The sequence below is a fragment of the Pseudomonas sp. St386 genome (assembly GCF_018325865.1).
In the GTDB taxonomy this organism is placed as follows: domain Bacteria; phylum Pseudomonadota; class Gammaproteobacteria; order Pseudomonadales; family Pseudomonadaceae; genus Aquipseudomonas; species Aquipseudomonas brassicacearum.
Map to the genome: position 1 here is coordinate 5,233,903 of NZ_AP021900.1, position 25,783 is coordinate 5,259,685.

25 protein-coding genes are annotated in these 25,783 nt (G+C 56.2%); 15 read left to right on the forward strand and 10 right to left on the reverse strand.

Annotation, left to right across the window (positions count from 1 at the left end):
- Nucleotides 1-322: 322 nt before the first annotated feature.
- Nucleotides 323-2,278 carry an acetate--CoA ligase gene (gene acs / locus KI235_RS23130; RefSeq protein ID WP_013694081.1) on the reverse strand — a complete coding sequence of 652 codons (1,956 nt, stop codon included), beginning with the start codon at nucleotides 2,276-2,278 and terminating at the stop codon, nucleotides 323-325.
- Between the two features lie 419 nt (nucleotides 2,279-2,697).
- Between acs and KI235_RS23135 the strand changes: the two genes are divergently transcribed.
- From KI235_RS23135 to KI235_RS23145, 3 genes are all read left to right on the forward strand, one after another.
- Nucleotides 2,698-2,961: a DUF2790 domain-containing protein gene (locus tag KI235_RS23135; RefSeq protein WP_003204807.1), complete on the forward strand. Its 264-nt coding sequence runs from the start codon at nucleotides 2,698-2,700 to the stop codon at nucleotides 2,959-2,961.
- 31 nt (nucleotides 2,962-2,992) lie between these two features.
- Complete coding sequence (locus KI235_RS23140) at nucleotides 2,993-3,208, forward strand: hypothetical protein (RefSeq protein ID WP_003204810.1); 216 nt, start codon at nucleotides 2,993-2,995, stop codon at nucleotides 3,206-3,208.
- A gap of 489 nt (nucleotides 3,209-3,697) precedes the next feature.
- The gene (locus KI235_RS23145) at nucleotides 3,698-4,945 is read left to right on the forward strand and encodes a ribonucleotide-diphosphate reductase subunit beta (RefSeq protein ID WP_003204812.1); all 1,248 of its coding nucleotides are present in this window, start codon (nucleotides 3,698-3,700) and stop codon (nucleotides 4,943-4,945) included.
- Between the two features lie 109 nt (nucleotides 4,946-5,054).
- Here the strand turns inward: KI235_RS23145 and KI235_RS23150 are convergent, their stop codons facing one another.
- Nucleotides 5,055-7,256: a DGQHR domain-containing protein gene (locus tag KI235_RS23150; RefSeq protein ID WP_212795314.1), complete on the reverse strand. Its 2,202-nt coding sequence runs from the start codon at nucleotides 7,254-7,256 to the stop codon at nucleotides 5,055-5,057.
- A gap of 94 nt (nucleotides 7,257-7,350) precedes the next feature.
- Nucleotides 7,351-8,205: a Dam family site-specific DNA-(adenine-N6)-methyltransferase gene (locus KI235_RS23155; RefSeq protein WP_212795315.1), complete on the reverse strand. Its 855-nt coding sequence runs from the start codon at nucleotides 8,203-8,205 to the stop codon at nucleotides 7,351-7,353.
- Between the two features lie 569 nt (nucleotides 8,206-8,774).
- Here KI235_RS23155 and KI235_RS23160 point away from each other — a divergent pair.
- From KI235_RS23160 to KI235_RS23175, 4 genes are all read left to right on the forward strand, one after another.
- On the forward strand, nucleotides 8,775-9,284 hold the full coding sequence (locus KI235_RS23160; protein WP_212795316.1) for a Bro-N domain-containing protein: 510 nt from the start codon (nucleotides 8,775-8,777) through the stop codon (nucleotides 9,282-9,284).
- A gap of 294 nt (nucleotides 9,285-9,578) precedes the next feature.
- On the forward strand, nucleotides 9,579-9,950 hold the full coding sequence (locus KI235_RS23165; RefSeq protein WP_212795317.1) for a type II toxin-antitoxin system RelE/ParE family toxin: 372 nt from the start codon (nucleotides 9,579-9,581) through the stop codon (nucleotides 9,948-9,950).
- Nucleotides 9,928-10,248 carry a DNA-binding transcriptional regulator gene (locus KI235_RS23170; protein ID WP_046062559.1) on the forward strand — a complete coding sequence of 107 codons (321 nt, stop codon included), beginning with the start codon at nucleotides 9,928-9,930 and terminating at the stop codon, nucleotides 10,246-10,248. The genes KI235_RS23165 and KI235_RS23170 overlap by 23 nt, the downstream gene beginning before the upstream one ends.
- 900 nt (nucleotides 10,249-11,148) lie before the next feature.
- Entirely contained in the window at nucleotides 11,149-12,141 is a 993-nt protein-coding gene (locus KI235_RS23175) for a hypothetical protein (protein WP_212795318.1), read from the forward strand.
- On the opposite strand, the gene KI235_RS23180 is transcribed toward KI235_RS23175, so the two are convergent.
- Together KI235_RS23180 and KI235_RS23185 are read right to left on the reverse strand one after the other, a co-directional pair.
- Complete coding sequence (locus KI235_RS23180) at nucleotides 12,138-13,334, reverse strand: DUF3298 domain-containing protein (RefSeq protein WP_043042974.1); 1,197 nt, start codon at nucleotides 13,332-13,334, stop codon at nucleotides 12,138-12,140. The two genes, KI235_RS23175 and KI235_RS23180, sit on opposite strands and share 4 nt — an antisense overlap.
- Before the next feature lie 124 nt (nucleotides 13,335-13,458).
- Complete coding sequence (locus tag KI235_RS23185) at nucleotides 13,459-14,274, reverse strand: sulfite exporter TauE/SafE family protein (protein WP_212795319.1); 816 nt, start codon at nucleotides 14,272-14,274, stop codon at nucleotides 13,459-13,461.
- A gap of 112 nt (nucleotides 14,275-14,386) precedes the next feature.
- Between KI235_RS23185 and KI235_RS23190 the strand changes: the two genes are divergently transcribed.
- Both KI235_RS23190 and KI235_RS23195 read left to right on the forward strand, forming a co-directional pair.
- Nucleotides 14,387-15,163, forward strand: coding sequence for a helix-turn-helix transcriptional regulator (locus KI235_RS23190; protein WP_003204824.1), 777 nt, complete (start codon nucleotides 14,387-14,389; stop codon nucleotides 15,161-15,163).
- A gap of 82 nt (nucleotides 15,164-15,245) precedes the next feature.
- Nucleotides 15,246-15,563: a helix-turn-helix transcriptional regulator gene (locus tag KI235_RS23195; RefSeq protein WP_003204826.1), complete on the forward strand. Its 318-nt coding sequence runs from the start codon at nucleotides 15,246-15,248 to the stop codon at nucleotides 15,561-15,563.
- Between the two features lie 17 nt (nucleotides 15,564-15,580).
- On the opposite strand, the gene KI235_RS23200 is transcribed toward KI235_RS23195, so the two are convergent.
- On the reverse strand, nucleotides 15,581-16,639 hold the full coding sequence (locus KI235_RS23200; RefSeq protein ID WP_028237367.1) for an MBL fold metallo-hydrolase: 1,059 nt from the start codon (nucleotides 16,637-16,639) through the stop codon (nucleotides 15,581-15,583).
- A gap of 191 nt (nucleotides 16,640-16,830) precedes the next feature.
- On the opposite strand from KI235_RS23200, the gene KI235_RS23205 reads away from it, so the two are divergent.
- A complete protein-coding gene (locus KI235_RS23205) occupies nucleotides 16,831-17,439 on the forward strand; it encodes a TetR/AcrR family transcriptional regulator (RefSeq protein WP_003204829.1) in 609 nt (202 codons plus the stop codon).
- Between the two features lie 23 nt (nucleotides 17,440-17,462).
- On the opposite strand, the gene KI235_RS23210 is transcribed toward KI235_RS23205, so the two are convergent.
- Both KI235_RS23210 and KI235_RS23215 read right to left on the reverse strand, forming a co-directional pair.
- Complete coding sequence (locus KI235_RS23210; RefSeq protein WP_003204831.1) at nucleotides 17,463-17,996, reverse strand: DUF1003 domain-containing protein; 534 nt, start codon at nucleotides 17,994-17,996, stop codon at nucleotides 17,463-17,465.
- A 93-nt stretch (nucleotides 17,997-18,089) separates the two neighbouring features.
- On the reverse strand, nucleotides 18,090-19,037 hold the full coding sequence (locus KI235_RS23215) for a LysR family transcriptional regulator (protein ID WP_027912232.1): 948 nt from the start codon (nucleotides 19,035-19,037) through the stop codon (nucleotides 18,090-18,092).
- Between the two features lie 14 nt (nucleotides 19,038-19,051).
- Here KI235_RS23215 and KI235_RS23220 point away from each other — a divergent pair, with 14 nt between their 5' ends.
- Nucleotides 19,052-19,762 (forward strand): CTP synthase, encoded by a 711-nt coding sequence (locus KI235_RS23220; RefSeq protein WP_212795320.1) that lies wholly within the window; start codon nucleotides 19,052-19,054, stop codon nucleotides 19,760-19,762.
- Complete coding sequence (locus KI235_RS23225; protein WP_003204837.1) at nucleotides 19,759-20,073, forward strand: antibiotic biosynthesis monooxygenase; 315 nt, start codon at nucleotides 19,759-19,761, stop codon at nucleotides 20,071-20,073. The genes KI235_RS23220 and KI235_RS23225 overlap by 4 nt, the downstream gene beginning before the upstream one ends.
- A gap of 386 nt (nucleotides 20,074-20,459) precedes the next feature.
- Here the strand turns inward: KI235_RS23225 and KI235_RS23230 are convergent, their stop codons facing one another.
- Nucleotides 20,460-20,786 (reverse strand): DUF2025 family protein, encoded by a 327-nt coding sequence (locus KI235_RS23230; RefSeq protein WP_212795321.1) that lies wholly within the window; start codon nucleotides 20,784-20,786, stop codon nucleotides 20,460-20,462.
- Nucleotides 20,787-21,031: 245 nt separating this feature from the next.
- On the opposite strand from KI235_RS23230, the gene KI235_RS23235 reads away from it, so the two are divergent.
- The 3 genes from KI235_RS23235 to KI235_RS23245 all read left to right on the forward strand — a co-directional run bounded on the left by KI235_RS23235 (nucleotide 21,032) and on the right by KI235_RS23245 (nucleotide 23,797).
- A complete protein-coding gene (locus KI235_RS23235; RefSeq protein ID WP_003204842.1) occupies nucleotides 21,032-22,159 on the forward strand; it encodes a glycerophosphodiester phosphodiesterase in 1,128 nt (375 codons plus the stop codon).
- Nucleotides 22,160-22,279: 120 nt separating this feature from the next.
- Nucleotides 22,280-22,594, forward strand: coding sequence for a PepSY domain-containing protein (locus tag KI235_RS23240; protein WP_003204845.1), 315 nt, complete (start codon nucleotides 22,280-22,282; stop codon nucleotides 22,592-22,594).
- Between the two features lie 180 nt (nucleotides 22,595-22,774).
- On the forward strand, nucleotides 22,775-23,797 hold the full coding sequence (locus KI235_RS23245; protein ID WP_003204846.1) for a transporter: 1,023 nt from the start codon (nucleotides 22,775-22,777) through the stop codon (nucleotides 23,795-23,797).
- Between the two features lie 65 nt (nucleotides 23,798-23,862).
- On the opposite strand, the gene KI235_RS23250 is transcribed toward KI235_RS23245, so the two are convergent.
- Complete coding sequence (locus KI235_RS23250; RefSeq protein WP_013694087.1) at nucleotides 23,863-25,488, reverse strand: methyl-accepting chemotaxis protein; 1,626 nt, start codon at nucleotides 25,486-25,488, stop codon at nucleotides 23,863-23,865.
- Between the last annotated feature and the right edge of the window lie 295 nt (nucleotides 25,489-25,783).

Below are 25,783 nucleotides of genomic sequence, written 5' to 3' on the forward strand. Positions count from 1 at the left end.
TGGCGTTTCACATCGCCCCGCTGTGGCGCCTTTGGTTACACATTTCGAAACACCGGTAACGCTCAGACACCTCCTACTTTGAAGGTCGATATTTATTCGCAGACCATACCAGCCGAACACAAAACACTTTGGCAGAGGGCTCATCCCGGCAGAGGTTTAGAAACAAGGCTTTGTGGGAGCAAAGCTTGCTCGCGAAACAGACGCCTCGATTTCTGCAAGACCGCATCGCCTTCATCGCGGGCAAGCCTTGCTCCCACAAAAGCCTAATAAAAAGCCCCGCTCGGCACTGCCGGGCGGGGCTTTTCGGTTTTACGGGTTACCGTCAGGCAACGTTCATGGTCTTGTGCGTCTCGATCAGATGCGCCACCACGCTCGGATCAGCCAGGGTGGAGATATCACCCAACCCGTCGTACTCCGCCGTGGCGATCTTGCGCAGGATGCGGCGCATGATCTTGCCGGAGCGGGTTTTCGGCAGCCCCGGTGCCCACTGGATCACATCCGGCGAAGCAATCGGACCGATCTCCTTGCGCACCCAGTTCTTCAGTTCCAGGCGCAGGGCCTCGCTGGTTTCTTCGCCGGCATTGAGGGTGACATAGACGTAGATGCCCTGCCCCTTGATGTCGTGCGGCACACCGACCACCGCCGCTTCGGCGACTTTCGGGTGGGCGACCATGGCGCTCTCGATCTCCGCAGTACCCATGCGGTGGCCGGACACGTTGAGCACGTCATCCACCCGACCGGTGATCCAGTAGTAGCCATCCTCGTCGCGACGCGCACCGTCACCGGTGAAGTACATGCCGCTGAAGGTTTTGAAGTAGGTGTCGACAAAGCGGTCATGGTCGCCGTACAGCGTACGCGCCTGGCCTGGCCACGAATCGAGGATCACCAGGTTGCCTTCGGCCGCGCCTTCGATCAGGTTGCCGAGGTTGTCCACCAACGCCGGCACCACGCCGAAGAACGGACGCGTGGCCGAACCTGGCTTCAACGCCGTGGCGCCTGGCAGTGGGCTGATCAGCACGCCACCGGTTTCGGTCTGCCACCAGGTATCGACGATCGGGCAACGCTCCTTGCCGACATTCTTGTAGTACCAGTCCCAGGCTTCCGGGTTGATCGGCTCACCCACCGAACCCAACAGGCGCAGGCTGCTGCCGTCAGCACCTTCGACGGCGGCGGTGCCCGAGGCCATCATCGCGCGGATGGCGGTCGGCGCGGTGTAGAGAATGCTGACCTTGTGCTTGTCGATGACCTTGGCCACCCGGGTGATGTCCGGGTAGTTCGGCACGCCTTCGAACAGCAGCGTGGTCGCACCATTGGCCAGCGGGCCGTAGACGATATAGCTGTGGCCAGTGACCCAACCCACGTCGGCGGTGCACCAGTAGACCTCGCCTGGCTTGTAGTCGAACACCCGCTCATGGGTCAGCGCCGCGTACAGCAAGTAGCCGGCCGTGGTGTGCTGCACGCCCTTGGGCTTGCCGGTGGAACCGGAGGTGTAGAGGATGAACAGCGCTTCCTCGGCACCCATTTCCTTCGGCGCGCAAACGGTACCGGCCACTTTCATCAGGTCTTCGTACCAGATGTCGCGGTGCTGGTTCCACTTGATGCCGCCACCGGTGCGCTTGCACACGATGACCTTCTGGATGCTGCTGGTTTCCGGGTTGGTCAACGCGTCATCGACGTTGGCCTTGAGCGGGATCTTCTTGCCAGCGCGAACGCCTTCGTCGGCGGTGATCACCACTTTGGATTTGCAGTCGATGATCCGGCCTGCCAGCGCTTCAGGCGAGAAACCGCCGAACACCACCGAGTGAATCGCACCGATCCGGGCACAGGCCAGCATCGCGACCACGGCTTCAGGGATCATCGGCATGTAGATGGTCACCACGTCGCCGCGGTGCACGTCCTGGCCGCGCAGGGCGTTGGCAAACTTGCAGACTTCTTCATGCAGCTCGCGATAGGTGATGTTGCGACTCTCGGCAGGGTCATCGCCCTCCCAGATAATCGCAATCTGATCGCCGCGCTCGGCCAGGTGACGGTCGAGGCAGTTGTAGGAAACGTTCAGGGTGCCGTCGGCGAACCACTTGATGTCGACATGGTGATCGTCGAAGGACGTCTGCTTCACCGTGGTGAAAGGCTTGATCCAATCGAGGCGCTTGGCCTGCTCGCGCCAGAAGCCGTCCGGGTTGACGACCGACTGCTGGTACATGGCCTTGTAGGTCGCCTCGTCAGTCAGCGTATTGGCCGCAACCTCGGGACGAACGGGATACACAGAAGCCGCACTCATCTTTCTTACCTCGGTGAATAGTTGTTTTTGTATGATCCCGTTGTAGCCCGGGGCGGGCCTATAGAACCATTCGACGATGGTAGTAACAAGTCCCTACAAAATGTCGGTACTAACGTGCAATCCCACCAAATCCCCTGTGGGAGCGAGCTTGCTCGCGATAGCGCCTGCCCATCCAATATCAATTCACCAGACAGCCACCGACTCCCAGTCGATTATTACCAGATCAACCAACAGTGTTTATCAAAACCGAGTCTGTTTACCCCCACCCTCACCTTCTAAAATCCACCTCGCCAACCGGCAAACACGATTAGCGCAACACAGCCCCCACGAAGGCCGTTAATCAAACTTCCAATATCAGCTCCACACGCAACCCTAAAAAGGTTGCGTGACCCCACTCGACTTCAAGAAAGGTGAATTAGATGAAAGCTTTATGGGTTCTGGTCCTCGGCAGCCTTTGCGCCACCGCGATGGCAGACGAGCTCCCGACCGATGCTGCACAGCAAAAACCGGCCATCGAGGAGTACACCTACTCCACCCACCTGGACATCGCCAAAGTCATCTCCATGAGCGAAATCCCGAACGTCTGCGAAGTGGTTCCGGCGAAGATGGAATACGACGATTCCAAGGGCCAACGCCACATCCTGCGCTACAGCGTCATGGGCAATGGCTGCTCCAACGGCTGATCAACGTCATCGAACCAGGAACAACTACCAAATGAAAAGCAGATTGATCTTCGCCCTTGCCCTGTCCGTGCTGGCCACCAATACTTTCGCCGCCGACGGTTTTGATCGCACCGGTTCCGCAGCCGCGATCAAGGGTTACGACCAGACGGATTCCGCCACGATCGCCAGTGACGATCACGCCAACACTGACCCCACCGCGGTGGCTAGCGACGGCAGCGATCACACCGGTTCGGCCCATATCGATTGATCATTACTGACATTTTCCACGGCCCGGTTTAGATCGGGCCTGGTTGTGTCTAGAACCGCTTAAACCCCTCCGCAAACACAACATGTAGTGCAAACACGCAAAAAACGCTCGTTTTTTGATCAAAAAAAACTGCAATACGATCCATGCAAAAAAAATCTTCAGCGGCCAAAGCCTTGTAAACCCTCGCTCCCATGCGGATATGCCGCCCACTACCCCTTCTGTGAGCTATTTCGTCGCAGCACGTAGGCAAAAAAGTCCTTATAATGCCGCGTTAAACGGGCCTGCAATATTCCCTTACAGGGGATCACGCCTACCTGGAGCCCACGCAGAGGCCAATCGCCTCCTCGCGTTCACAGCCGCTCCGGAATGACCCGTACATTTTTCTGTTTATTGCCTGCGTCAGCTGCTGCAACAAACGATTTTTCAAGATCCACCGCGGCCAGTAGGCCTTCATCGGGCATCTGGCCCTCACGCAGGAGACGACACGTCATGCTGAGCTGGGACGAATTCGACAAAGAAGACGGCGAAGTTGCTGTAAAAGGCGCAAACGCCGGCCACGCTTCTGAAGCCAACATGGACCGCCTCGACAGCGCCGGCGGTGCCGCCGCCCTGGAAGCCCGGGCCGTGACAGCCAGCGACTCGGCCGCGATCATTCGCGCCAAGGCCGCCCTCGACAAACTCGACGTCGCCGAAGGCCTCGCCGAACTCGAAGGCGCCTCCGCCCGTGTCGCCGTCGATGAAAAGCGCATGATCAACTGCCGCGCCGACCTCAACCAGCTCGTGCCATTCAAATACGACTGGGCCTGGCAGAAGTACCTGGACGGCTGCGCAAACCACTGGATGCCGCAAGAAGTCAACATGACCGCCGACATCGCCCTCTGGAAAAACCCGGAAGGCCTGACCGACGACGAGCGCCGCATCGTGATGCGCAACCTGGGCTTCTTCTCCACCGCCGACTCCCTGGTTGCCAACAACCTGGTCCTGGCCGTGTACCGCCTGATCACCAACCCGGAATGCCGCCAGTACATCCTGCGCCAAGCGTTCGAAGAGGCGATCCACACCCACGCTTACCAGTACTGCATCGAATCGCTGGCCATGGATGAAGGCGAGATCTTCAACATGTACCACGAGATCCCATCGGTCGCGAAAAAAGCCGCCTGGGGCCTGAAATACACCCGTTCGATCTCCGATCCGAAGTTCGAAACCGGCACCCCGGACACCGACAAAGAACTGCTGCGCAACCTGATCGCCTACTACTGCGTCCTGGAAGGCATCTTCTTCTATTGCGGCTTCACCCAGATCCTCTCCATGGGTCGCCGCAACAAAATGACCGGCGTCGCCGAGCAGTTCCAGTACATCCTGCGCGACGAATCCATGCACCTGAACTTCGGCATCGACGTGATCAACCAGATCAAAATCGAAAACCCACACTTGTGGGATGCCGAGATGAAGGAAGAAGCGACCCAGATGATCCTGCAAGGGACCCAACTGGAGATCGAATACGCCCGCGATACCATGCCTCGCGGTGTGCTGGGCATGAACGCGGCGATGATGGAGGACTACCTCAAGTTCATCGCTAACCGTCGCCTGTCGCAGATTGGCCTTAAAGAAGAGTACCCAGGGACGACTAACCCGTTCCCTTGGATGAGCGAAATCATGGACTTGAAGAAAGAGAAGAATTTCTTTGAGACTCGGGTGATTGAGTATCAGACTGGCGGTGCACTTAGCTGGGATTGATGTCCGCCGCTAATAACGATTAGTGATATTTGCGCCGACATTATAATAGAGCCCCGACCTGGTCGGGGCTTTATTATTTAAAATTATTAGCAACGGTATTTGAGTAGCATTACTCTTCGTAAGCATTTAACTCTTCTTGCTCTTCCGTACCGTCACTCTTAATTTTTGATTTAAGCCAAGCTTCGTGTTGCTTTAGGGCACTAAGCTTTTCTACGGAAAGCGAAACACCTGAGGATGCATGCGCAACTGTATTACGCATCTCATTTATTTCAACCAACCATTTAGTTTGTTTTTCCTTATTCTCATTTTTTCGCCCTTGCCCCAAGAGAGGCTGAAACATATTCCAGTGACTCTGGGCAATTGTCCTGTAATCTAAAAGATCAAAATAAGCTTCCTTAGCACCTCGCTTATTATCATCTCCTTCACTTCTACCACTAATTGCCATTCGCATTTTTTGGGGGATACCATCCACCCACCAACCATCACCAAACTCTTGTTGTAATTCTTGTATAACCAACCCTTTAATCAAAATCTCAATTCGATCTATAACTATTTTAGCCTGGAGATTGGTTTGCTCTTTTTCGCGATTTAGGTACTCATTTAGACCGGGAGGATTAAATTCCGGAAAAACCAACTGCAAGGCCTGCTGACATCTCCGACTTCTAGTTGACTGTCCCTGAGTCCCTCTCAAATCTCTATATAACTTTCGCTCATCCAAGGACAGAGAATTGAAATACTCCCCCAACGCATCAGCGTATGGCTTGATAAGCTTCGTAACGTCTAGAACATCAAGCTTAGAAAGTTTTCTGCCGGACATCTCGATATGGTTAATCACGCTTTTTAGCAACATCAAGCATGCGGTAACACTATCGTTCATTGATAGTCCTCCCCCTTCAGCAGAGCCCAAATCCCACCACTCTCCTGCATGCTGCCTGATGCCATTAAACCAAGCCTTTATAATAACAACGGTGCGACTTAGAGTTTTTTCATTAACCCCTGCCCAAAACGGCCCGTTCTCAACAACAAAATTCTTCTCTTCTTTATAGATAAAGAAGTTCTGCCTATCTATCGCTCTATAAAGACTAGCCAACGAGATACAACGTTTTGAATCTTTAGTAGAATCAGCCGACTGTATGCGATCTAAAAATGGAGAGTCCTTCTCTGAATCTAAAGTTTGAACAGCCTTAGATATAATAGCTTGCACTCGTATACTTGGCGACTCAGCATCCCAGTGTAGCTCAGCAAAGAGTTCTTGGAGCAGAGAAGGCTTAACGCTTTTTTGTTTAGCATTAATATCCACAAACAGCTTAGCTTGGGAGCTTGGCGATATCCCTTCGAATGCCAATACTGACAAGTGTCCAGTGCGCGCGTATTCATGTCCAGAATAAGCATAAAGCCGATGTTGTCCGTCTATAATCCATGCTGATTTATAGGCAGGACGCAAGCTAAGCCAGCCCAGCACTCCACTAGCATCACTTTCTTCTTTAAGCGTTTCTTGTTTAATCCGCTCAAAACTGGCAAATTTTTTATCAATATTAACAACTATATTGGTTGGAAATATCCCTTGCTCCGAGATATATTCTCTAATCTTACCTAGACGCCCCTTCGCCAACATACGCTGATAGGTATGTACATCAGAAGCCTTTCCTTTGGATCGGTGAGACACATAAGAGATCTTAAGTAGATACTCAGGAGAAATAGGAAACGTGTAACAAACCTGCTTACCCATTTTTGTTCTTACAGCTGGAACCTTAATACTTAATCCTGGAATTGACTTCCCAGGAAGCATATCAGCAAAAAATTGATACTTCGCTGCAGGCCCAATGTGAGCTACCAGCTTCTCATAATAATCAAGATCTTGTTCATCAAACAAAGATATGTTAAGCGACTTAGCCTTTTCCTTGTCATCTTCAGATAACGCTACATTCTCTAAAAAAAACGCAAACACAGTGTTACGCTTTTGCTCCGCCGGCCATTTTTTACTAACCGCTTTTATATACCTTTCTCTACACGAAATAACGCTCTGCATTATATCCTGCAAGATAGTGAGCTTAGCGTAACTAGGCAGAGCTATAACTTTTACATACAAAGATATTTCTTGATCTATAGCACAAACGGAGGGCAGTCCTTCTTCTTCGAACTCCTCCCCTGATTCAGCAGTAGGACTTTCCAACAGTCCAGTCATGTATTGCATATCCATTTTATACAACAAAGACCAAACCTTATCACGCAACAGCTCATCACACGGTTTGTTTCGCCTTAGCTGAACAGAGTTCTTTCCTTTTTTTTGAATAACCCATCCGTCACTCAAGGATTCCTCAATCCTTTTAGATGGAATACTTTTCTGAGAAAAACCCCTCCCGCGCGCTCGCGCTAGAGTACGCAAATCGTCAACCGCAAAAATATCATCTATCAAGAGAGTCGCCCCCAAGAAAATACAAACACTCCGTAATCTGCCTTCTAAAAGCGCTGGATGCAGCCATTACTGAAAATCTTTCTATAACGATCTTATTGAAACCTTCATACAACGAATCAACAGACGGATGATCAGCATTACTAACAGCAACAAAACATCCGTTCGCCGCTAATTCACGCGCATGCTCAGCCAAACGAACCTGATCAGCCCACGAAAAAATATTTTCATTATATTTTACAAAACCGTTATTTGCATGAGCAACAGTATATGGGGGATCAAAATAAACCAAGTCGCCGCCTCTAGCCGTCTCGGTAGACTTCTGAAAATCAGAAACAGTTAGTGAAACCCCTTGCAAAGCGAAACTTGTCTCAAAAATCTTATCTGCATCAAAAGCGGCTTGATGCGTTTTCTTCCCGTACGGAACGTTAAAGTCCCCTTTCAGGTTCACTCTGTAAATTCCGTTAAAGGATAGTCGAGTTAAATAGAGCAACCTAGCAGATTGATGCAATTCATTTGTTGGCCGGCTTGCACGTACCGAATAATAAAACTCCGCATTATTCTCATACGAACTTAATATTTCTATCAGTTCAGCCGGATGATCACGCACAGAAACATAAGCATTGATAAGATCGGAATTAAGATCCGACAGATAAGCCGCACCTGGGCGCATCGAAAAAAACAGTGCTCCACCACCGAAGAAAGGTTCGTAATAATTATCGTATTCGAGGGGAAAAACCTCAGTAATTTTACTCACTAAAGCGCGCTTTCCGCCAGGCCATCTAATTAATGGTGCTTGCCCGACGGGTTTAATTTTTAGCCCTTCAACAGAAATTTCAGACTCCATGAGAAAATTTCCCTACACACAAACAACTCAATTCCATGTCATTGAACCCATTTGATACTGTGTATTTAGACGTCAACGCAGATAAGAATCTTGATGAGATGTGCGATGAAGCGGCCCCTCCCAAAGCATAAAAAAACACGCATCATGCTCAAAGACTACCTTAGCAAAGGTGAACGTAATTTTGCAGTAGCAGATTGACATTATTTCCATATTCTTCAAATCATGACTTGACCGCTATTGATTGAAAATTTAGGATTTCTTCCGAGCCTAAGAAACTCAACAGCCAGAGCGGTCCTCCGCACCCGACAGTCAGCGGCTTTTTTTCGTCTGCGGTTTCTCTACGCCTGCGAAAATTCCCCGTTATGTCGGGAGTGGGCGAATACAAGACCCGAAAGGGGAATATGTCCGGCCCGTCTCTGGTGGGTTTCTTAGCTCCCGACACCCATAACGAATGCCCTAAGAAAGCAGCCAGAGGTAAAGGATATGCCTGCAAATCTTGACCTTCACGATGAAGGTAACCAGCCCTACCCGCACGTCAGCCCATGTACAGCCGCTTCTGGAGGTCTGTCATGTCTGACCCGCTGATTCCTACTCAATTTATTCGACACAATATTCATCTGCTGGCCCTTCTGGTTGAAAACCAGGCTTGGTTCAGTGCGTCCGATTTGGGTCGTTTGATGAGCAAACACCTCGATGAACGCATGACCCGCAAGCTTGACCCTGACCAGCGCCGGATCATGTTCGTGCATGTCCACGGGTTGAGCGAAGAGCGTCTGATGCTGAGCGAGTCAGGGGTCTATGCATTGCTGGTTTATCACTACTGCCCTGAATATCGATTGCTGCGTGAGTGGATCACGCATCAGGTAGTGCCAACCCTGCGGGATGAGCGCCACTCGCATAAGGTGGAACGGTCTACGTTGAGCGTGTTGGATTGGCCGAAGATGTCGCTCTGCATGCTGCACTGGCAGGATGAGCCATGGATTCGCCTGCGGGATATGCCCGCGGTGCTGGTGGATGATCCGTTTAGCCAGCATGAATCCTGGTGGCGGAAAGCTTCTCGGATTTTGCGAGGGTTTTGAGATTCAATCAGAAGCCGTCGTCCGTGTTCGGGCGGCGGTTTTTTGTTGGTGATATGGAATTGGGGCTGCTACGCAGCCCAGCGGGAGCAAGCTCCCTCGCCACTGGCGCTTGGTGTTGCGTCTCGATTGCGGCTCACTCACTCAGGTTTTGCGATGTGTTGAAACAATATCAATGCCCCGCTCCCCTCACAGCCGTGCTCCCCCGTCCCCATACTAAATGGCGCTATCTGCAAGACTCAGGCTTTTGACACCTATACCACTGAGTGGTAGCTTCACACATCAAAGGGAAAGCTTATGCCAATGAGGGTATTCAAAACGAAGACCTTTGCTGCTGCTGCAAAGAAAGCAGAGATCACAGATGCTGATCTCTGCAAGGCGGTGCAGGAAGTCGTCAACGGACAAGGCGATGATTTGGGCGGAGGTGTTTGGAAAAAACGCCTCAATGAAAATCGTCACCGCTCGATCATTCTTGCCAAAGGTCGTAGCTATTGGGTGTATCAGTTCCTGTTTGCTAAGAAAGACCGGGACAACATCACTGAAAAAGAGCTGGCCGCGTTTAAGAAGCTTGCTGGCACCTATAAAGGTTTGAGCAAGGATCAAGTCCAGCTTCTGCTGGACGAAAAAGATTTTGTGGAGATATGCAATGGCGAAAAAATTCAAAAGTGAGGCTTTCGAGTCGATTCATAGCTCGGCCGAGGCACTGCTGAAAATCGGCGCTATCGACAAGGCTACCATGCGGGAATTCGATGAAACCTGCATCGCTGAGGTGCCTGCTGAGATCCCGCCTGCTCAGATCAAGAAGATTCGTCTGCGCAGTCACGTCAGTCAGCCGGTTTTTGCCCGCTACTTGAACACAAGCGCATCGACAGTTAAGCAGTGGGAAGCTGGCGACAAACGTCCAGGAGGGATGGCCCTTAAGCTGCTCAGTATCGTGGAAAAACACGGTATCGAAATACTGGCCTAGCAGGCAGGGGGCCGGAGACGAACTGACGACCGAAGGTGTAGGTGGAAAACTCACTGGGCAGCAATCAAAAAACCACTACAAGACCAGACTGAGCCCCCTAAAGGGGGCTTTTTTATGAATGAACCTGCCCACCAGCTTCGAGACAGGCCATACACTTGTTCGGTCACATCCTTGTCACCCGCGCTGTCCTTCCCAGTAGCTCGTAGAGCGGCAACTATACCGAGCTATCACGCAACTTACGTTTAGGGTTGGCGCCGCGAACGGACACTTTGGAGACCGGCTTTTGCTGCACAAGCGGCGGCGCGTAGCGGTTTGTGGCAGTCTTGGTCAGTCCCAGTCGCAGCCCGAACTTTCTCAGAATAGCTTCGAGGGTGTTGATGGTCGGATTACCCTTGTCCTTCTCGATCTAGTACAGGGCCTTGGTCGACATCTTGCACATGGCAGCGAAGGTTCCTGATCCAGACCGGTCACCTCAAGCCGTAGCCGGCGAATAGCGGTTCCCAGGGTTTCGATCCCCGTCACATGCTGCATGACGATGTCGTCAGTGATTTCCCTGCGCCGTTCACCGATGCTCTCTTTCATCGAAGTTTCCCATTTACTGTTTCCGGCAATATATTGCCGGCTATCTGAAAGGTCGGGCTATAACCGGCATTATGATACCGATTTTCCGAGTTTGGGGCCGTAAAACCGGGGCTGCTACGCAGCCCAGCGGGGATAAATCCCCTCGCCACAGGATGGTGTCAGGGCACAGGTGGGTGGCAGGCTTGATGGCGGGGTTGGTTTTGGGAATCGCGAGCAAGCTCGCTCCCACATTGGGGGTTTGTGGTGTGTTGAAACTTTGGGTGCAGCCCGCCGCGTCCTTCGGTATTAATACACTTCCTCTCATGGACGCGAGCCCCGATGAAATTCGATACCGCCTACTGCCTCAGCCTCGATACCAAGCTTTCGATCTATGACGTTCGGGATCTGAATTTCGACGAGACCATGGCCTTCGATTCGGCCAAGGAGCGCTTTCAGTGCCCCAACGATGCCTGTCGGGCGGCGTTTGATGAGGACAATCGGCTGACGACGTTCAACGCCAAGAACGTCAATTACATCCGCACGCCACATTTCAAGAATCAGCCAACGACCCAGCATATCGAGGGCTGTCCTTACGTCAGTCCGAAAACACCGGGGTTGGGTGCGGAGAGTATTGAGGCGGAAACGGATGACGACCGCGAGGAGCATTTTCCGTCGGAGCTGTTGCTGACTCGGCGTCAGTACGTGCGCAAGCCGCCCGATCAGTCGAAGGACGTTGAAGCAGCGACTCGGCCTACGTCACCCACCCTATCGTCCCACGGTGATGACGCCCATTCCGCCCATGATTCGACACCCGACAAGACCAGCGTCTTCGCCCACCCGGTGGAGTGTTTTGTGTCGAACTTCGCAGACAAGGACCTGCTCAAGCGCAAGCTGTTGAAGATTGGCGAACACACCGCGCCCTATGGATCGTTCTTCAAGAAGATCGAGTATTTGCAGGACAACAAGGGCTTGATTTACTGGGGCAAGATCAAGGAGATCAAGGATTACACGCAAAGCTTTCGCATCGACTTCGAACCCAAGGTCTGGTTCAAGCAACCGGACGAGGCGAAGAAGAAGCCTTACTCAGTCAACGTTTACCTGAGCAAGAAGCTGATCGATAACTACCGCAAGCGCAAAGCGTTCCTGGAAGAGATCAAGCATGCCGTCGACAGTGACGCGCCGTTGTATTGCTTCTTTTATGGCGTGACGCCGGAGTTGAAACAGGTGCCGAGCAAGAAGAACCCCGAAGAAACGTTCGGGGTGTTCAGTGCCAATATCGAGAATCTGGATCACTTCATTATTCGGGAGGCTCCCGGGTTGGCTGAGGGCTAGTCACCAGTCCCGGGCAATTGAAGTTTGACCGCACCGGGGTGTTGTTTTACGACTGCGTACGGCAGCACCGACCAGCCTGGGTCATCACAAACGCGTTGCGCGCGAGCGAAGAACGGTCCCAGGTACAAACCTTTTTCGGTGAAGTACCAATTGGAATATCCCCAGACGCCTTCATCGGTGTAGTCGCAGCTGTCTTCATCCGTTGGCTTCAGCATCTCGTCGGGGAACAGCGCGGTGAATTGCTTGACCAGCCATGGCACAAATACCTCGCGTTGGTAAGTGTATCGCGCCTTGCTCTCTTCATCGGTCAACGGGGCATCACTCCCGTCGTCGTGGCCGGCGTGCAGCGGTGGCTTGCCTGAGCCAACCCAGAGCACATCTTCCAGCGACAAACTGTGGCCGGTGTGAGCATCGAGATTGAGCGGCGAATTGCCAAAATCCGGATGCACGCCGCCGCAATAGTAACTTGTGGAAATGTTCAGGCTGATCACATCGGGCGATAGGAATTTGGGCGCGACGCCTTGGTCGAACTCGGCATTATCCGCGCCCTGCAACAGACAGCCGTGGTAGCTGATGACTTCGGTCCAGAGCCGTCCCAACAATTGCCGATTGACCCGCTGCATTTCGTCTTTGGAGTAGCCGGACTCGACGCTGAACATGGAAATACCGGATTGTGGCTCCGTCCACCATTGCAAGTCATGGCCCATGAAAGACTCTTTCTTGCCAGGTTTGAGTTTCAAGCCTTGCAGGCGGAGATACTCATAAGGGTCACTTTTTTGCAGCTCAGCGATAACGGGGGAAAGATCAGCCCCAGGTGCCGGGAGCCTGGCCTCGGTCAACTGCACGGGCAGAACTTTGCCCTTGAGACTTTTCCATTCACCCTGCCAGCCGTTGGCCGTTTTTTGCAGCGTCAGGGTTGGCAGCGATTGGCCGTCGTCGTAACGGGTACCGCCCTCGACCAGCGTCAGGGTCTCTTCTCGCAACGAGCCGCTCAATCCCAAGTCACGATGGTATTTCTCATAGAAATAACGACCGATGACCTCGTCCTCTTGAGCAGTGTTGAGTCCCAGCACAATCGGCATCTTGCCCAGGGTGCCGGTAAAGACGCCACCACCACCTTCGGCACTGGCTGTCGAACAGAGCGCGAGCAGGCACGTGGCGCTGGATGCGAGAAGCAACAGTCCTTTGAACATGGAATCTCCCTGAAAAAGCGAGCGTCAGCTCACGAAATGAGTGGCGCGAAGTATGACGAATCAGCCTCCGAGAATCGATATGCCACCCTCTCTCGCTAAATTTTGAGCAATGCCGCGCAGCGACTTACTGCACCGATATGCCCAACATCACGACGATCAACAATCCAATATAAACCCCGGCGTGAAATCGATCCGGTATCCGCCCGATCCATGGCGTAGCTAATCGAATCCCCACTAACGAGCCTAGTGTCAAAACCGCAAACGCCTGCAGATCCACATACCCGACAAACCACTGCCCCAAATCAAACTCGGTAAACCCGGCCATGGCCATGTAAGTCAGCGTCCCGGCCACCGCAACCGGCAAACTCAACGGGTTAGCCATGGACGTCGTGCGCGACATGTTCAACCCGCAACGACGCAATAACGGGACCGTCATGACACTGCCACCCACACCCAGAAAAGTGGCGATGGCGCCGATGCTGATTCCGCCTGCCGATACCTCCGCCCTGCCCAATCGCCGTGGGATTACAGCGTCAGACCGTGTCAGAAAACCGCGTCTGAACAAGCAGTCCAGAATGGTTACACCCAGATAAGCGATGAAGGCATAGCGAATGACTTCGCTACTCGCCCACATCGCGGCAACGGCGCCAACGATAGCGCCCAGGCCGATAAAGCCGCCCAACGGCCACACGTAGTGGCGAATGAGGTTACCGGCGCGGTGATGCTTGGCGGTGGCGATCAGCGCGTTGACGATCATCACGCAGGTCGAGGTGGCCACGGCGATGTGCATCGCCGATTGGCCGATAGGGTCGTCAGCGCCGTGGCTGGCGGTGAGCATGCGGTATAGCAAGGGCACCACGACGAATCCGCCGCCGAAGCCGAACAACACAGCGGTGACGCCAGTCATGCAGCCGAAGAGTGCCAACAAGAGGTAGGACATCGCGCAGCTTCCGTTAATTGAGAGAGGCCGACGATAGAGTGATGGGGCTTGGCCTGCTTCAGCAAGCAAGCCAATAATGTTTGCGTTTACGCCAATCGTTGGATACCGCTCGATGCGCAATGTTTCGATTGACCTGCTGGAGGACACGCCACGGCCAGTAGTGGCTATCGGCACGGATTACCCCGACGGTCATCGGTTGCCGCGCCATACCCACCGCCGTGCGCAGTTGCTCTACGGCGCCACCGGAGTCATGCAGGTCAGCACGGCAGACGGCAACTGGGTGGTGCCGCCGCAACGGGCGGTGTGGATTCCGCCCGGGGTTGCCCATGAGGTACTGATGCTGGGCGTCAGCACTCGAAGTTTGTATATCGAACCGGCCGCGGTAACGACCATGGACGCCCGTTGCCAGGTCATCAGCGTGTCGCCCCTGATGCGCCAGTTGCTGATGGAAGCCGTGGAGCTTGCGCCGGATTACGATGAGGCTGGACGCGATGGTGCACTGATCGATCTGCTGCTGCACGAACTGCTGCGCAGCGCCCATCTGCCACTGCACCTTCCACTGCCTCAAGACCCGGGCCTGCTCGGCCTGTGCCAGGCATTTCTGAAACGCCCGGACGCCCACGTCTCGCCCGCGCAATGGGCGGCGCAATTGCATATCAGCCTGCGCTCGTTCAACCGCCTGTTCAGCCAGCAAACCGGGTTAAGTTTCAGCCAATGGCGACAACAAGCCTGCGTGATGTCGGCATTGTCCCGATTGGCCGTAGGCAATTCAGTGACCCGAATCGCCCTGGACCTGGGCTACGACAGCCCTGCGGCATTCTCCACGATGTTTCGTCGCGTACTGGGTCACGCCCCGAGCGCCTGGCTGGAGAAGACCGCCGGTCATTGATCAAAAAAATGAGATTGATCGGGATTCAAAACAACTGTACAAAAACACAGTATTTTTTAATCCCATAGCTTTGGAGCCCCCCATGGCCTCTCTCGCAATCAAAACCACCCTGGAACGCATCGCTGTCTATCAATTCACCCCCGCCCACAGTGCACAGGCGCGAGCCATGCTGGGTTGGAGTGTCGAGGAGCTGTCCCGCCAATCCGGCGTCTCGGTCCAGGCCATCCGCCGCTTCGAGGCTGGCGGCGAGTTGCTCGATGTCACTCGCCTGGCCCTGGCCTTTCGCCTGGAAGCCGAGGGCCTGGTGTTCTTCCCCGGCTTCGCACCGGGGCGCGGCATGAACATCAAGGGTGCGACGCCGGACCCGATGGGGCGCTCCGATTACGCAATGATTGAATAACGCCAATCCTGTGAGTGCTATGCGATACCGGCCTGGTCCTGGTACGCCGAGGGCTCCACGTCCAGCCACCAGGCGCGGCCACGTTGCGGATGCGTCAGGGTGAATGCTTCGCCCATTTGCGGCGTGGCAATGTAAACATTGCGCTCCCAGGCCAGGGCCAGGATGCGATCGAAGGGTTCATACCAGGCATGCATCGCCAGGTCGAACGTACCGTTGTGGATCGGCAGCAGCCAACGGCCCTTGAGATCGATATGAGCCTGCAGGGTCTGCTCCGGCTGCATGTGGACGTGGGGCCAATCGACGTTATAGGCGCCGGTTTCCATCAGCGTCAGGTCAAAGGGACCATATCGCTCGCCGATGCGTTTGAAACCCTCGAAGTAGCCGGTGTCGCCGCTGAAGAAGATTCGCGTGGCGTCGTCGATCATCACCCACGAGGCCCACAAGGTGCTGTTGCTATCGAACAGGCCGCGCCCGGAAAAGTGCTGGGAGGGCGTGGCAACGAATTCGATACCGTCCACCTCGGTACCTTGCCACCAGTCCAGCTGACGCACCTTGCTGGCGTCGACCCCCCATTTGATCAGGGTGTCGCCCACGCCAAGGGGCGCCAGGAAGTGGCGAGTCTTGGCCGCCAGCTGGAGGATGGCCTGATGATCGAGGTGGTCGTAATGGTCGTGGGAAAGAATCACCGCTTCGATCGGCGGCAATTCTTCCAGGCTGATGGGCGGCTGATGAAAACGCTTAGGGCCGGCCCATTGCACAGGTGAGGCACGCTCGGAGAACACCGGGTCTGTCAGCCAGAATTTATCCCGCAGCTTGAGCAATAGGGTGGAATGGCCCAGGCGGAAGACGCTGTTGTTCGGCGCCGCCAGCAGCGCAGCGCGCGTCAGCGCTTGAACCTCGATGGCGCCCGAAGGCCGAGTGGTACGCGGCTTGTGGAAGATCAGGTTCCAGATGATGCGCAGGGTGGTGCCAAAACCTTCCCGAGGCGTGAAGGCATGATTGCGATACTTGCCCTGTTCATGCCGGGATGCGTCATGGGCGGACGGATTGTCGGTCGAAAGAGAGGGAATGGTCATGGTGCGATAACTCCAAGGGCGTCGGCGCAATTGCGCTTCGCCGTTGTGGGACGCTGGATGGCCGTTGCATGCACGCTCAGCCGCTTGACTCTAGAAACTACACCACTCGGTGTAGTTTCTAGATTGCATGAATCCCGGGAGCAAGTAAACTGCCGAGTGTAAGTTCTCTCATCTCAACCGACGAATTGCCCATGACCGTACCGCAGCGCCTTACCGAGCGAAAACGCGAAGCCATCCTCCAGGCCGCGATTGCTGAATTCCGTAGCAGCGGTTTCGAGATCACCAGCATGGACAAGATCGCGGCGACTGCCGGCGTATCGAAGCGCACGGTGTATAACCATTTTCCGAGCAAGGAAGAATTGTTTGCCGAAATTCTAAATCGGTTATGGAACAGCATTACCGCAGAACAGGACATGCCCTACAGCCCGCAAAAGCCGCTACGGGAACAGCTTCAAACGTTGCTGCAAGCCAAACTGCATATGCTGGCGGACGAGAACTTCCTCGACCTGGCACGCATCGCCATCGCCGCAACCATTCATTCCCCGGAGCGTGCCCAGGACATGGTTTCGCGCATGGGCCAGCGTGAAGAAGGCCTGACGGCCTGGATTCGCCAAGCCCAGGCCGATGGTCGGTTGAAACCCGCGGAGCCGGCATTTGCCGCCCAGCAAATGCATGGGCTGCTCAAGACGTTCGCCTTCTGGCCGCAGGTTTCGATGGGGCAACCCAGCCTGACCCAGGATGAGCAGGCCCAGGTGATCGAATCGGCCCTCGACATGTTCCTGAGCCGTTACCAGGCTTGATCAGAAAGTCCTGGAATGTAGGGCTACTGCACCGATGGGTTGTGCACGACCTTCTGGTGCATTTCAGTGGTCAAGTTGTCGATACGCTCGGTCAATGCCTTGGTCATTTCCGTCAGGCGGGTGTTCTGCTCCAACAACTCAAGCAACTGCGCCGTATTCTGCGCGGCCTGGGCCTGGCGCTCGCTGTTGGCGATGGCCAAGGCTTCACGATGCTGAGCGTCGGCTTCCGCCTGGGCTTTGTCCCGAGCGGCCTGGCGGGTTTGCGCCAGCAAAATCAGCGGCGCGGCATAGGCCGACTGCAGGCTGAACGCCAGGTTCAGCAAAATGAACGGGTAGGCATCAAAATGAAAGACCCCCACTAGGTTCAGGCTGACCCATATCAGCACGATCAGGGTTTGCGCTCCGAGGAACATCGGCGTCCCGAAAAAACGCGCGAACGCCTCCGCTCTCAGCGCAAAGCGGTCATTGCCAAAGGTCGGCGCCAGATGCGCGTGAGGGCGATGAAAGCGCAAGTGGTCAACGGGTGCGGCGGGAGTGGGTTGGGAAGACTTCGTCATCGTGATGTTCTCTGCCAAGGGCTGGTGCTCAAGGCACTATAACCGTTGGGGGAACGTCATCCATTGAGCCATGCACACCTTGCCCGTTAAAAGTCAGCGCCAGCGCAGATTGCGCCCCAGCTCATCGAACAAGGTCACCACCGAGCGCAAGGCCCGGCAGTCGGGGCGGGTCAGGAGCCACAGAGCTGTGTCATACCCCTCCAGCGGTTCGCCAAGGGGCATCAGGCCCTGGTGTTCATCGATCAGAAAGTCCGGCAGCGCCGCCACACCCAAGCCGGTTCGCACCAGTTCGGTGACCGAGAGCATGCTGTTGCAGCGATAGGCGGGCACCACGCCGGGTAGATGCTGACGGCGCCAGGCCACGGTGGGGTGATCCGGGAGAAAATCGTCCGGCGCGATCCAAGTCATGGAAGCCAGGTCATCCGTATTCGCCGAGCGCAGGTAGGTGGCGCTGGCGCATACCCGGTAAGCCACATTGCCCAGATTTCGACCGACCAGGTGTTCCGGCGGCGTACGGGTCAGGCGTAACGCAATATCGGCATCGCGGCGGCTCAGGTTGGCGAAGTCGTTCGAGGTGCTCAGCTCAAGGGTCAACGCCGGATAAGCGGGCATGAAGCGCGCTAGCGCAGGTAGCAGCAACGCTTGCAGGACCGAGTCGCTGCACGTCAGGCGTACCGTCCCGCTGATGACCTCGCCGCCCTGCTCCACCCCCACCCGCGCCGCCTCCAAGGCCTGTTCGGCGCGCTCGGCTTGTTCGGCCAGTGCCTGGGCCAGGCCCGTGGGCAAGTACCCGGCACGGCTTTTTTCGAACAAGGGCTGGCCCAGGGCCGCCTCCAGCCGACGTACCGAACGAAACACCGTGGACACGTCCACCTGCAGCAGCCGCGCGGCCCGGGCCAGTGTGCCGCCACGGACCAGTGCGAGGATCAGGGACAGGTCGGGATAGTCCAGACGATAGTGCGCTGCTGCATTGATCACTTGGATAAACGCCAATATTGATTGCGTGAACGCCAATTTATAGTGGCGACCAGGAATCAACAAGCGGCGAGTCTCTCATGGAAAAACAGCGTCCTTTACACATCGCCCTGGTCGGCGACCACGACCCACATATCACCGCTCACCGGGCGATCCCCATCGCACTTGAGCTGACCGGCGGGCAAACCGGCCATGACATCCGCATCCAATGGCTGGCAACGCCGCTCATCACCGACAACGCAGTGCTGGAGGATTTCGACGGTATCTGGTGCGTGCCGGGCAGCCCCTACCAAAACGAAGCCGGCGCCTTGCAGGCGATTCGTTTTGCCCGCGAACAGCGTCGCCCTTTCCTGGGCACCTGCGGTGGTTTTCAACATGCCGTGCTGGAATTCGCCCGTAACGTGATGGGTTGGGCCGACGCCGCCCATGGCGAAACCGATCCCGAGGCTGAACGGGCGCTGTTGACGCCGTTGAGCTGCGCGCTGGTCGAAACCATCGACAGCCTGCAACTCGAGGCGGACTCGTTGATTGCCAAGGCCTATGGCCGCCTGATGGTATTCGAGGGCTACCATTGTCGCTTCGGGGTCAACCCGGACTTTGAAGAGGATTTGCTCAAGCAGCGCCTGCACCCCGTGGCCCGGGACTCGGCCGGAGGCCTGCGAGCGGTGGAGCTGCGGGATCATCCGTTCTATGTCGTCACGCTGTTCCAGCCAGAACGTGCCGCATTGGAAGGGTGCGTGCCGCCGCTGGTCAGCGCGTTTGTCGAAGCCTGCGCCAGGACAACGCCATGAGCGCCCACTACTACGCGGTGATTTTCACCTCCCTGCGCACCGAGGGGGACCAAGGCTACGCCGAAGCCGCCGAGCGTATGCTGGCCTTGGTTCAAGAGCAGCCGGGGTTTCTCGGTGTCGAATCGGCGCGTGGCGAAGATGGTCTGGGGATTACCGTGTCCTATTGGAGCGATGAAGCGGCGATCCTGGCCTGGAAGCAGCATCCCGAACACAGCGCGATCCGTGAGCGCGGCCGCTCCACCTGGTATACCCATTGCCATACGAGGGTGTGCAAGGTCGAACGCGACTATGCCTTCCAACACCAAACCTGATGCCAGGATACAAAACCTGATGTAGAAGCAGGATGTTCACAGATCCTGCCTTCACCACAAATCCCCTGTGGGAGCTGAGCTTGCTCGCGATGGCGGTGGGACAGCTTGCAGCGATGTTGAATGTGCCACCCCCATCGCGGGCAAGCCTTGCTCCCACATTGAATCTCGAAGGAGGGGCACAGATCCTGCCTTCAGCACAAATCCTCTGTGGGAGCTGAGCTTGCTCGCGATGGCGGTGGGACAGCTTGCAGCGATGTTGAATGTGCCACCCCCATCGCGGGCAAGCCTTGCTCCCACACTGAATCCCGGGGGGGGCGCAGATCCCGCCTTCACCACAAATCCTCTGTGGGAGCTGAGCTTGTCCCACCGGGGTCAAGGTCGTGGCTTCAGCCTTCCACCAACTGCCGCACCGCCACGATTTCCGGCAGGTCGCTGCGGGCCATGTACACCCGTAAAGGTTCGGAGAGGTTGATCCGGTCGTCGATGTGCTGGTCCAGCAGCAACTGGATGCGCTCGCGCTTGAGGGCCATGGTGCCGTCCGCCACGGGGGACCAGACAAATTCGCAGGTGGGGATGATGCCGTCGTCGGCCACGTCCATGCCGAAGGCGTCTTCGCTGAACCGCACGATGTACTGGCCAGTCTTGCGGTTCAGGCCGACAAAACCCTTGAGCTGGTCGGCGGCCTGGCAGATGAATGTCGAAGTGGTGCGCATGGTAAACCTCATGGATACGTCCCTCGGGACGTCTGATCAATGGTTTACACGCAGGGCAAGCGGACACAGGATTTAAGGTTTCCCTCTGCCGGGGAAACTGATGCGGCAAGGGTACTGCAAAGCGGCCTGGAAATGCGTGGGAAAAATCTTCTTTGCACAGGTTTATGTCGGTATGGCGATAGCGCCGACAGCGTTCAGTTGTTAAAAGATAGTTTTTTGCACACACCTACGAAAGGATTTCGAGCATGCCTGTCACCTTCACCCGCACCGCCTTGATGCTGAGCCTGTTGCTCGGCTTCGGCCAGACCCAAGCGTCCGAGGCCCCGAGCCCCAAGGCCCTGGCAGCCCTCCAGGGTATTCCACATCCGGCGGTCATCGCCCACCGCGGCGCCTCGTTCGACGCGCCGGAATCCACCGCTGCTGCCTACAAGCTGGCCCGCGACCTGGGCGCCGACTACCTGGAACTGGACCTGCAACGCAGCAAGGACGGCGTGTTGTTCGTCCTGCATGACGACAGCCTGCTGCGCACAACGGATGTCGCGGTCAAATTCCCCGAGCGCAAGGACAGCACCGCCAACGAATTCACCATGGCGGAGCTCAAAACCCTCGATGCCGGCAGTTGGTTCAACACCGCTTACCCGGACCGCGCGCGACCTTCGTTCGCCGGCCTGAAAATCCTGACCCTCGATGAAGTGATCAATATCGCCGAGGGCAACCCGCAGCAAAAACCCGGGCTGTACATCGAGACCAAGGCGCCGAAGCTGTTCCCCGGCATTGAGCGCGACCTGAAGGACAAACTGCAGGACCGCGGTTGGCTGAGCCCGGCCGGGTCGAAACTGGCCAAGCGCGCCACGGGTGTCGGCCAGGGCAAAGGCAAAGTGGTCCTGCAGACCTTTGAAAAGAGCAGTCTCGAACTGCTGCACAAAGAGATGCCGAAGGTGCCGAAGATCCTGCTGTTGTGGGTGGGCGAAGGCAACATCGAGCCCAAGTCCAAGGTGCCTTTTGCCGAGTCCGGCGAAACGGACAAGGCCGCCTATTACGCCAAGCAGGAACCCAAGGACAAGGCAGAATTCGAAACATGGATTCAGTACGCCAAGGCCCAGGGCGCCATCGGTACTGGGCCGTCCGCGGCGTTGACCCATGGCGGCAGCCAGAGTTACGCGGACCTGGTGCAGCCATGGATGAACCAGTACACCCATGACCAGGGCCTGCTGGTGCATGTCTACACTGTTGATGAGCCGGTGGACTTCAAGAAAGTGATGAACGCCGGCGTGGATGGCATTTTCACCAATCGGGCCAGTGAGTTGCTCAAGTACTTCAAGCGTCCCGAAACAGGCAGTGTGGCGCAACTATTGGAGAAGAACGGTTACTGAGGAATCAGGGCCGGATCGGTGCAGTCGCTGCAAGTTTTCCGAATTAAGGGTGAATTAAGTTGCCACAGATAATCTGAGCCCACTTAAACGAATCACCCTTTAACGACAAAGGAAAGACCTATGAAAACTTTGACTGCCCTGTTTACCGTTGCCGCCCTGACCCTCACCGCTGGCCTGGCCCAGGCGAAGGATGTTCCGGCCACCCAGATTCCCCAACTGGTCAAGGAAGGCAAGATCAAATCAATGGACGAACTTAAACAGATCGTCGAGAAGCTGCACCCGGGAGCGACCATCGGACTTGCTGACTTGGATGAGCGTTTCAACGGTTATGAATACGAAGTTGAAGTACGTTACCCAGATGGCAGAGAGTTTGACGTTGAACTCAATGCCGCTACCGGAGAGGTCTTGGAAAACAAACAAGACCGAGATGACTGATTTAATCCATGTAGAGCCGCGCAACTTTCAAGTTGCGCGGCTCTTTTGCGTGCGTATGTAAACGGCTAACGGTCCAAGTGACACAGCCACCTGTCACAAAACCTTCAAAAAACCCTGCAATGATGCCGCTCAAGTGACCCTGTTGTCGCCGCGACAGGCACTCCCCGCCAGCGAGCCCTCATGAACCACAGCATCGACCAAAGCCATCGCGATCCGGACCTGTTCGGCCTGCTTTACGGATTTCGTTTCCGCCCCGGCGAGCGTGGCAGGGAGATCGATTCGGCCCAGGCCCTGCAAAGCCTGCAACAACCGCAAGACGCCGACGAATTCCTCTGGCTGCACCTGAACCTGGCCCACGCTGCCTGCGAGCGCTGGATGAAAAGCCACCTGGCCTTGCCCCAGGAATTCTTCGAAGCCCTGCACGAAGGCTCGCGCTCGACCCGCATCGAACATGTGGACTCGGCATTGCTGGCGGTGGTGAACGATGTGGTGTTCAACCTCAGCAACCTGGTGTCCTCGGATGTATCGACGTTGTGGGTTTGCGTGCACAGTCGGCTGATCATCAGCGCGCGGCTGCAACCTTTGCACTCGGTCGACAAGCTGCGCTCATCGGTCAAGGCCGGCGAGTGCTTTCGCTCACCGCTGGAACTGCTCGTGCATCTGCTGCGCGACCAAGGCGAAGTGCTGACCCAGATCGTGCGCAAGACCAGCCTCAACGTCGATCAGATCGAAGACCAACTGCTCTCTTCGCGACTGTCCACCAACCGCTCCGAGTTGGGCGCCCAGCGCCGAGTGCTGGTACGCCTGCAACGCCTGCTGGCCCTGGAGCCAGGCTCGTTGCTGCGCCTGCTCAACCGCCCACCGCAATGGCTGCAGAAGGAAGACGTCAAGGAGTTGCGCAAGTCCACCGAGGAGTTCGCCCTGATCATCAACGACCTCACCGCCCTGGGCGAGCGGATCAAGCTGCTGCAGGAAGAGATCGCCGCCAACCTCAACGAACAAAGCAACCGCACGCTGTTCACCCTGACGGTGGTCACGGTCCTGGCATTGCCCATCAACATCATTGCCGGTTTCTTCGGCATGAACGTCGGCGGCGTGCCGCTGGCCGGTGATCCGGAGGGCTTCTGGATCCTGGTGGCGCTGGTGGCAACCTTCACCGTGATTGCAGGCCGATGGGCATTTCGCAAGCGGCGCGATTATTGAGATTGATCCACCTCAGGTTCGCATAAGCTTGTGTGGCGAGGGAGCTTGCTCCCTCGCCACTGGGGTTAGGCACTCAACCGCGCCGTCACTTCATTCAACTGCCCCGACAACCCATGCAAATCCCGACTGGCCGCTTCGGTGCGCTGCACATTGTCGAGGTTGGTGCTGGCGATGCAGGTGATTTCGGTGAGGTTGCGCGAGATGTCTTCGGCCACGGAGGTCTGCTCTTCCGCGGCGGTGGCGATCTGGCGGTTCATGTCGCGAATCGCTTCCACCGCCTGGGTGATGCGTTCCAGCATGGCGCCGGCCTGGGTCACCTGCTCGACACTTTCTTCACTGCGCGACTGCCCGCTTTCGATGGCCTGGGCCGCGTCCACTGCGCCAGTCTGCACGGTCTGGATAATCTGATTGATCTCGATGATCGATGACGCCGTGCGCTGGGCCAAGTTGCGAACCTCATCGGCGACCACCGCGAAACCACGTCCGGCCTCCCCCGCCCGGGCCGCTTCGATGGCAGCGTTGAGGGCCAGCAGGTTGGTCTGCTCGGCAATCCCGCGAATCACTTCAAGCACTTTACCGATGCGCCCGCTGTCGGTTTCCAGACGACGGATCACCGTGGCCGTGTTGGCAATCTCGCCGCGCATCTGGGTGATGGTGTGGATAGTGCCCTGCATCACTTTCTCGCCCTGCTGCGCCGAGTGATCGGCATCATCGGCAGCCCGCGCCGCATCGGCGGCATGGCGGGCAACTTCCTGGGCGGTGGCGGACATCTCGTTCATTGCCGTTGCCACCTGATCGGTGCGTTCGAATTGTTCGCTGGTGCCTTGGCTCATCAGGCTGGCGATGGCATTGAGTTCACCGCTGGCACTGTCCAGCTCCGTGGCACTGCGTTGCAGGCGCGTGAAGGTTTCGGCGAGGAAATCGCGCAAGGTATTGGCCGCCAGGGCGAGATCGCCCAGTTCGTCCTGGCGATTGCTGACGACCCGCTCGGCGAAACGGCCGTGACTCAATTGGGTCACGTATGCGATCAGGTTGCGGATAGGCTGCACCAGATTGCGGTTGACCATCCACAGGCTGAACACCCCAATCAGCAGGCCTGAGACCAGCATCACCACAGTACCCAGCAGAATGGTCCGGTCGGCCCCGGTACTGATCGACACCGATTGCTCGCTGCCCATCTTGTGCAACTCGGCGACCAGCTCACTCATCTGCTCACTGGCAGCACGGTCGACGCCCTTGACCGCTGCATCACCAGCCGTCGCATCAGCACCTGCCGCCACAAACGCGTCCCGGCCCTTCTGGTACGCCGAACCCAACTGACGGTGTTCGTCCCGCAGGCGTTCAATGCGCGCCTTGATTTGGGCTGGGAGGTCCTTGTGCCCGATCAACTCACCCAGAATGCCCTGGACATCGTGCTGGCGTTCCTCGAATTGCTTCCAGTACTTATCCAGGTCCGCTGGCTGCTTGCCGCGCAACAGGACGTTTTTCCATTCCTGGACCTGCACCTTGAATTGCAGGTTGGCCTCGTCGATCAATTGTGAGGCGCGCAACGGGCCATCAATCAGTTGGCGATAATTCTGGACACCCTCGGACAGGAAATGGAAGGACGCCAGGGCGATCAGCAGCATCGCCAACAGACTGCCGCTGAGCAGGGCAAGGATCTGGGCTCTCAAGGATTTTTGTAGAAACATGGAAAGAATCTCGTGGGGGTAAAAAGAGCTAACGACGCCCCGACTTCCATGTCCGGTGTCGAAACCGAATGCCAAAGGATTTGTACAGACCATCGGCCTTGCAGAGGCATTCTTGAGCCTTGCCGACCACTGGTAACGGCCGGTAGCCGGGGCTGAAAAAGTTGCGCCAGGACGCCGCACGGAGGGATTGGTCATGACTTGTCCAGACAATCCCTTTTGTCGGCCCGACGGGATTTAAAAGTCTTTTTGTCATTTCTCCTGCTGTATCCTGCCCAGGCTTTGTAAAAGCGCGGAT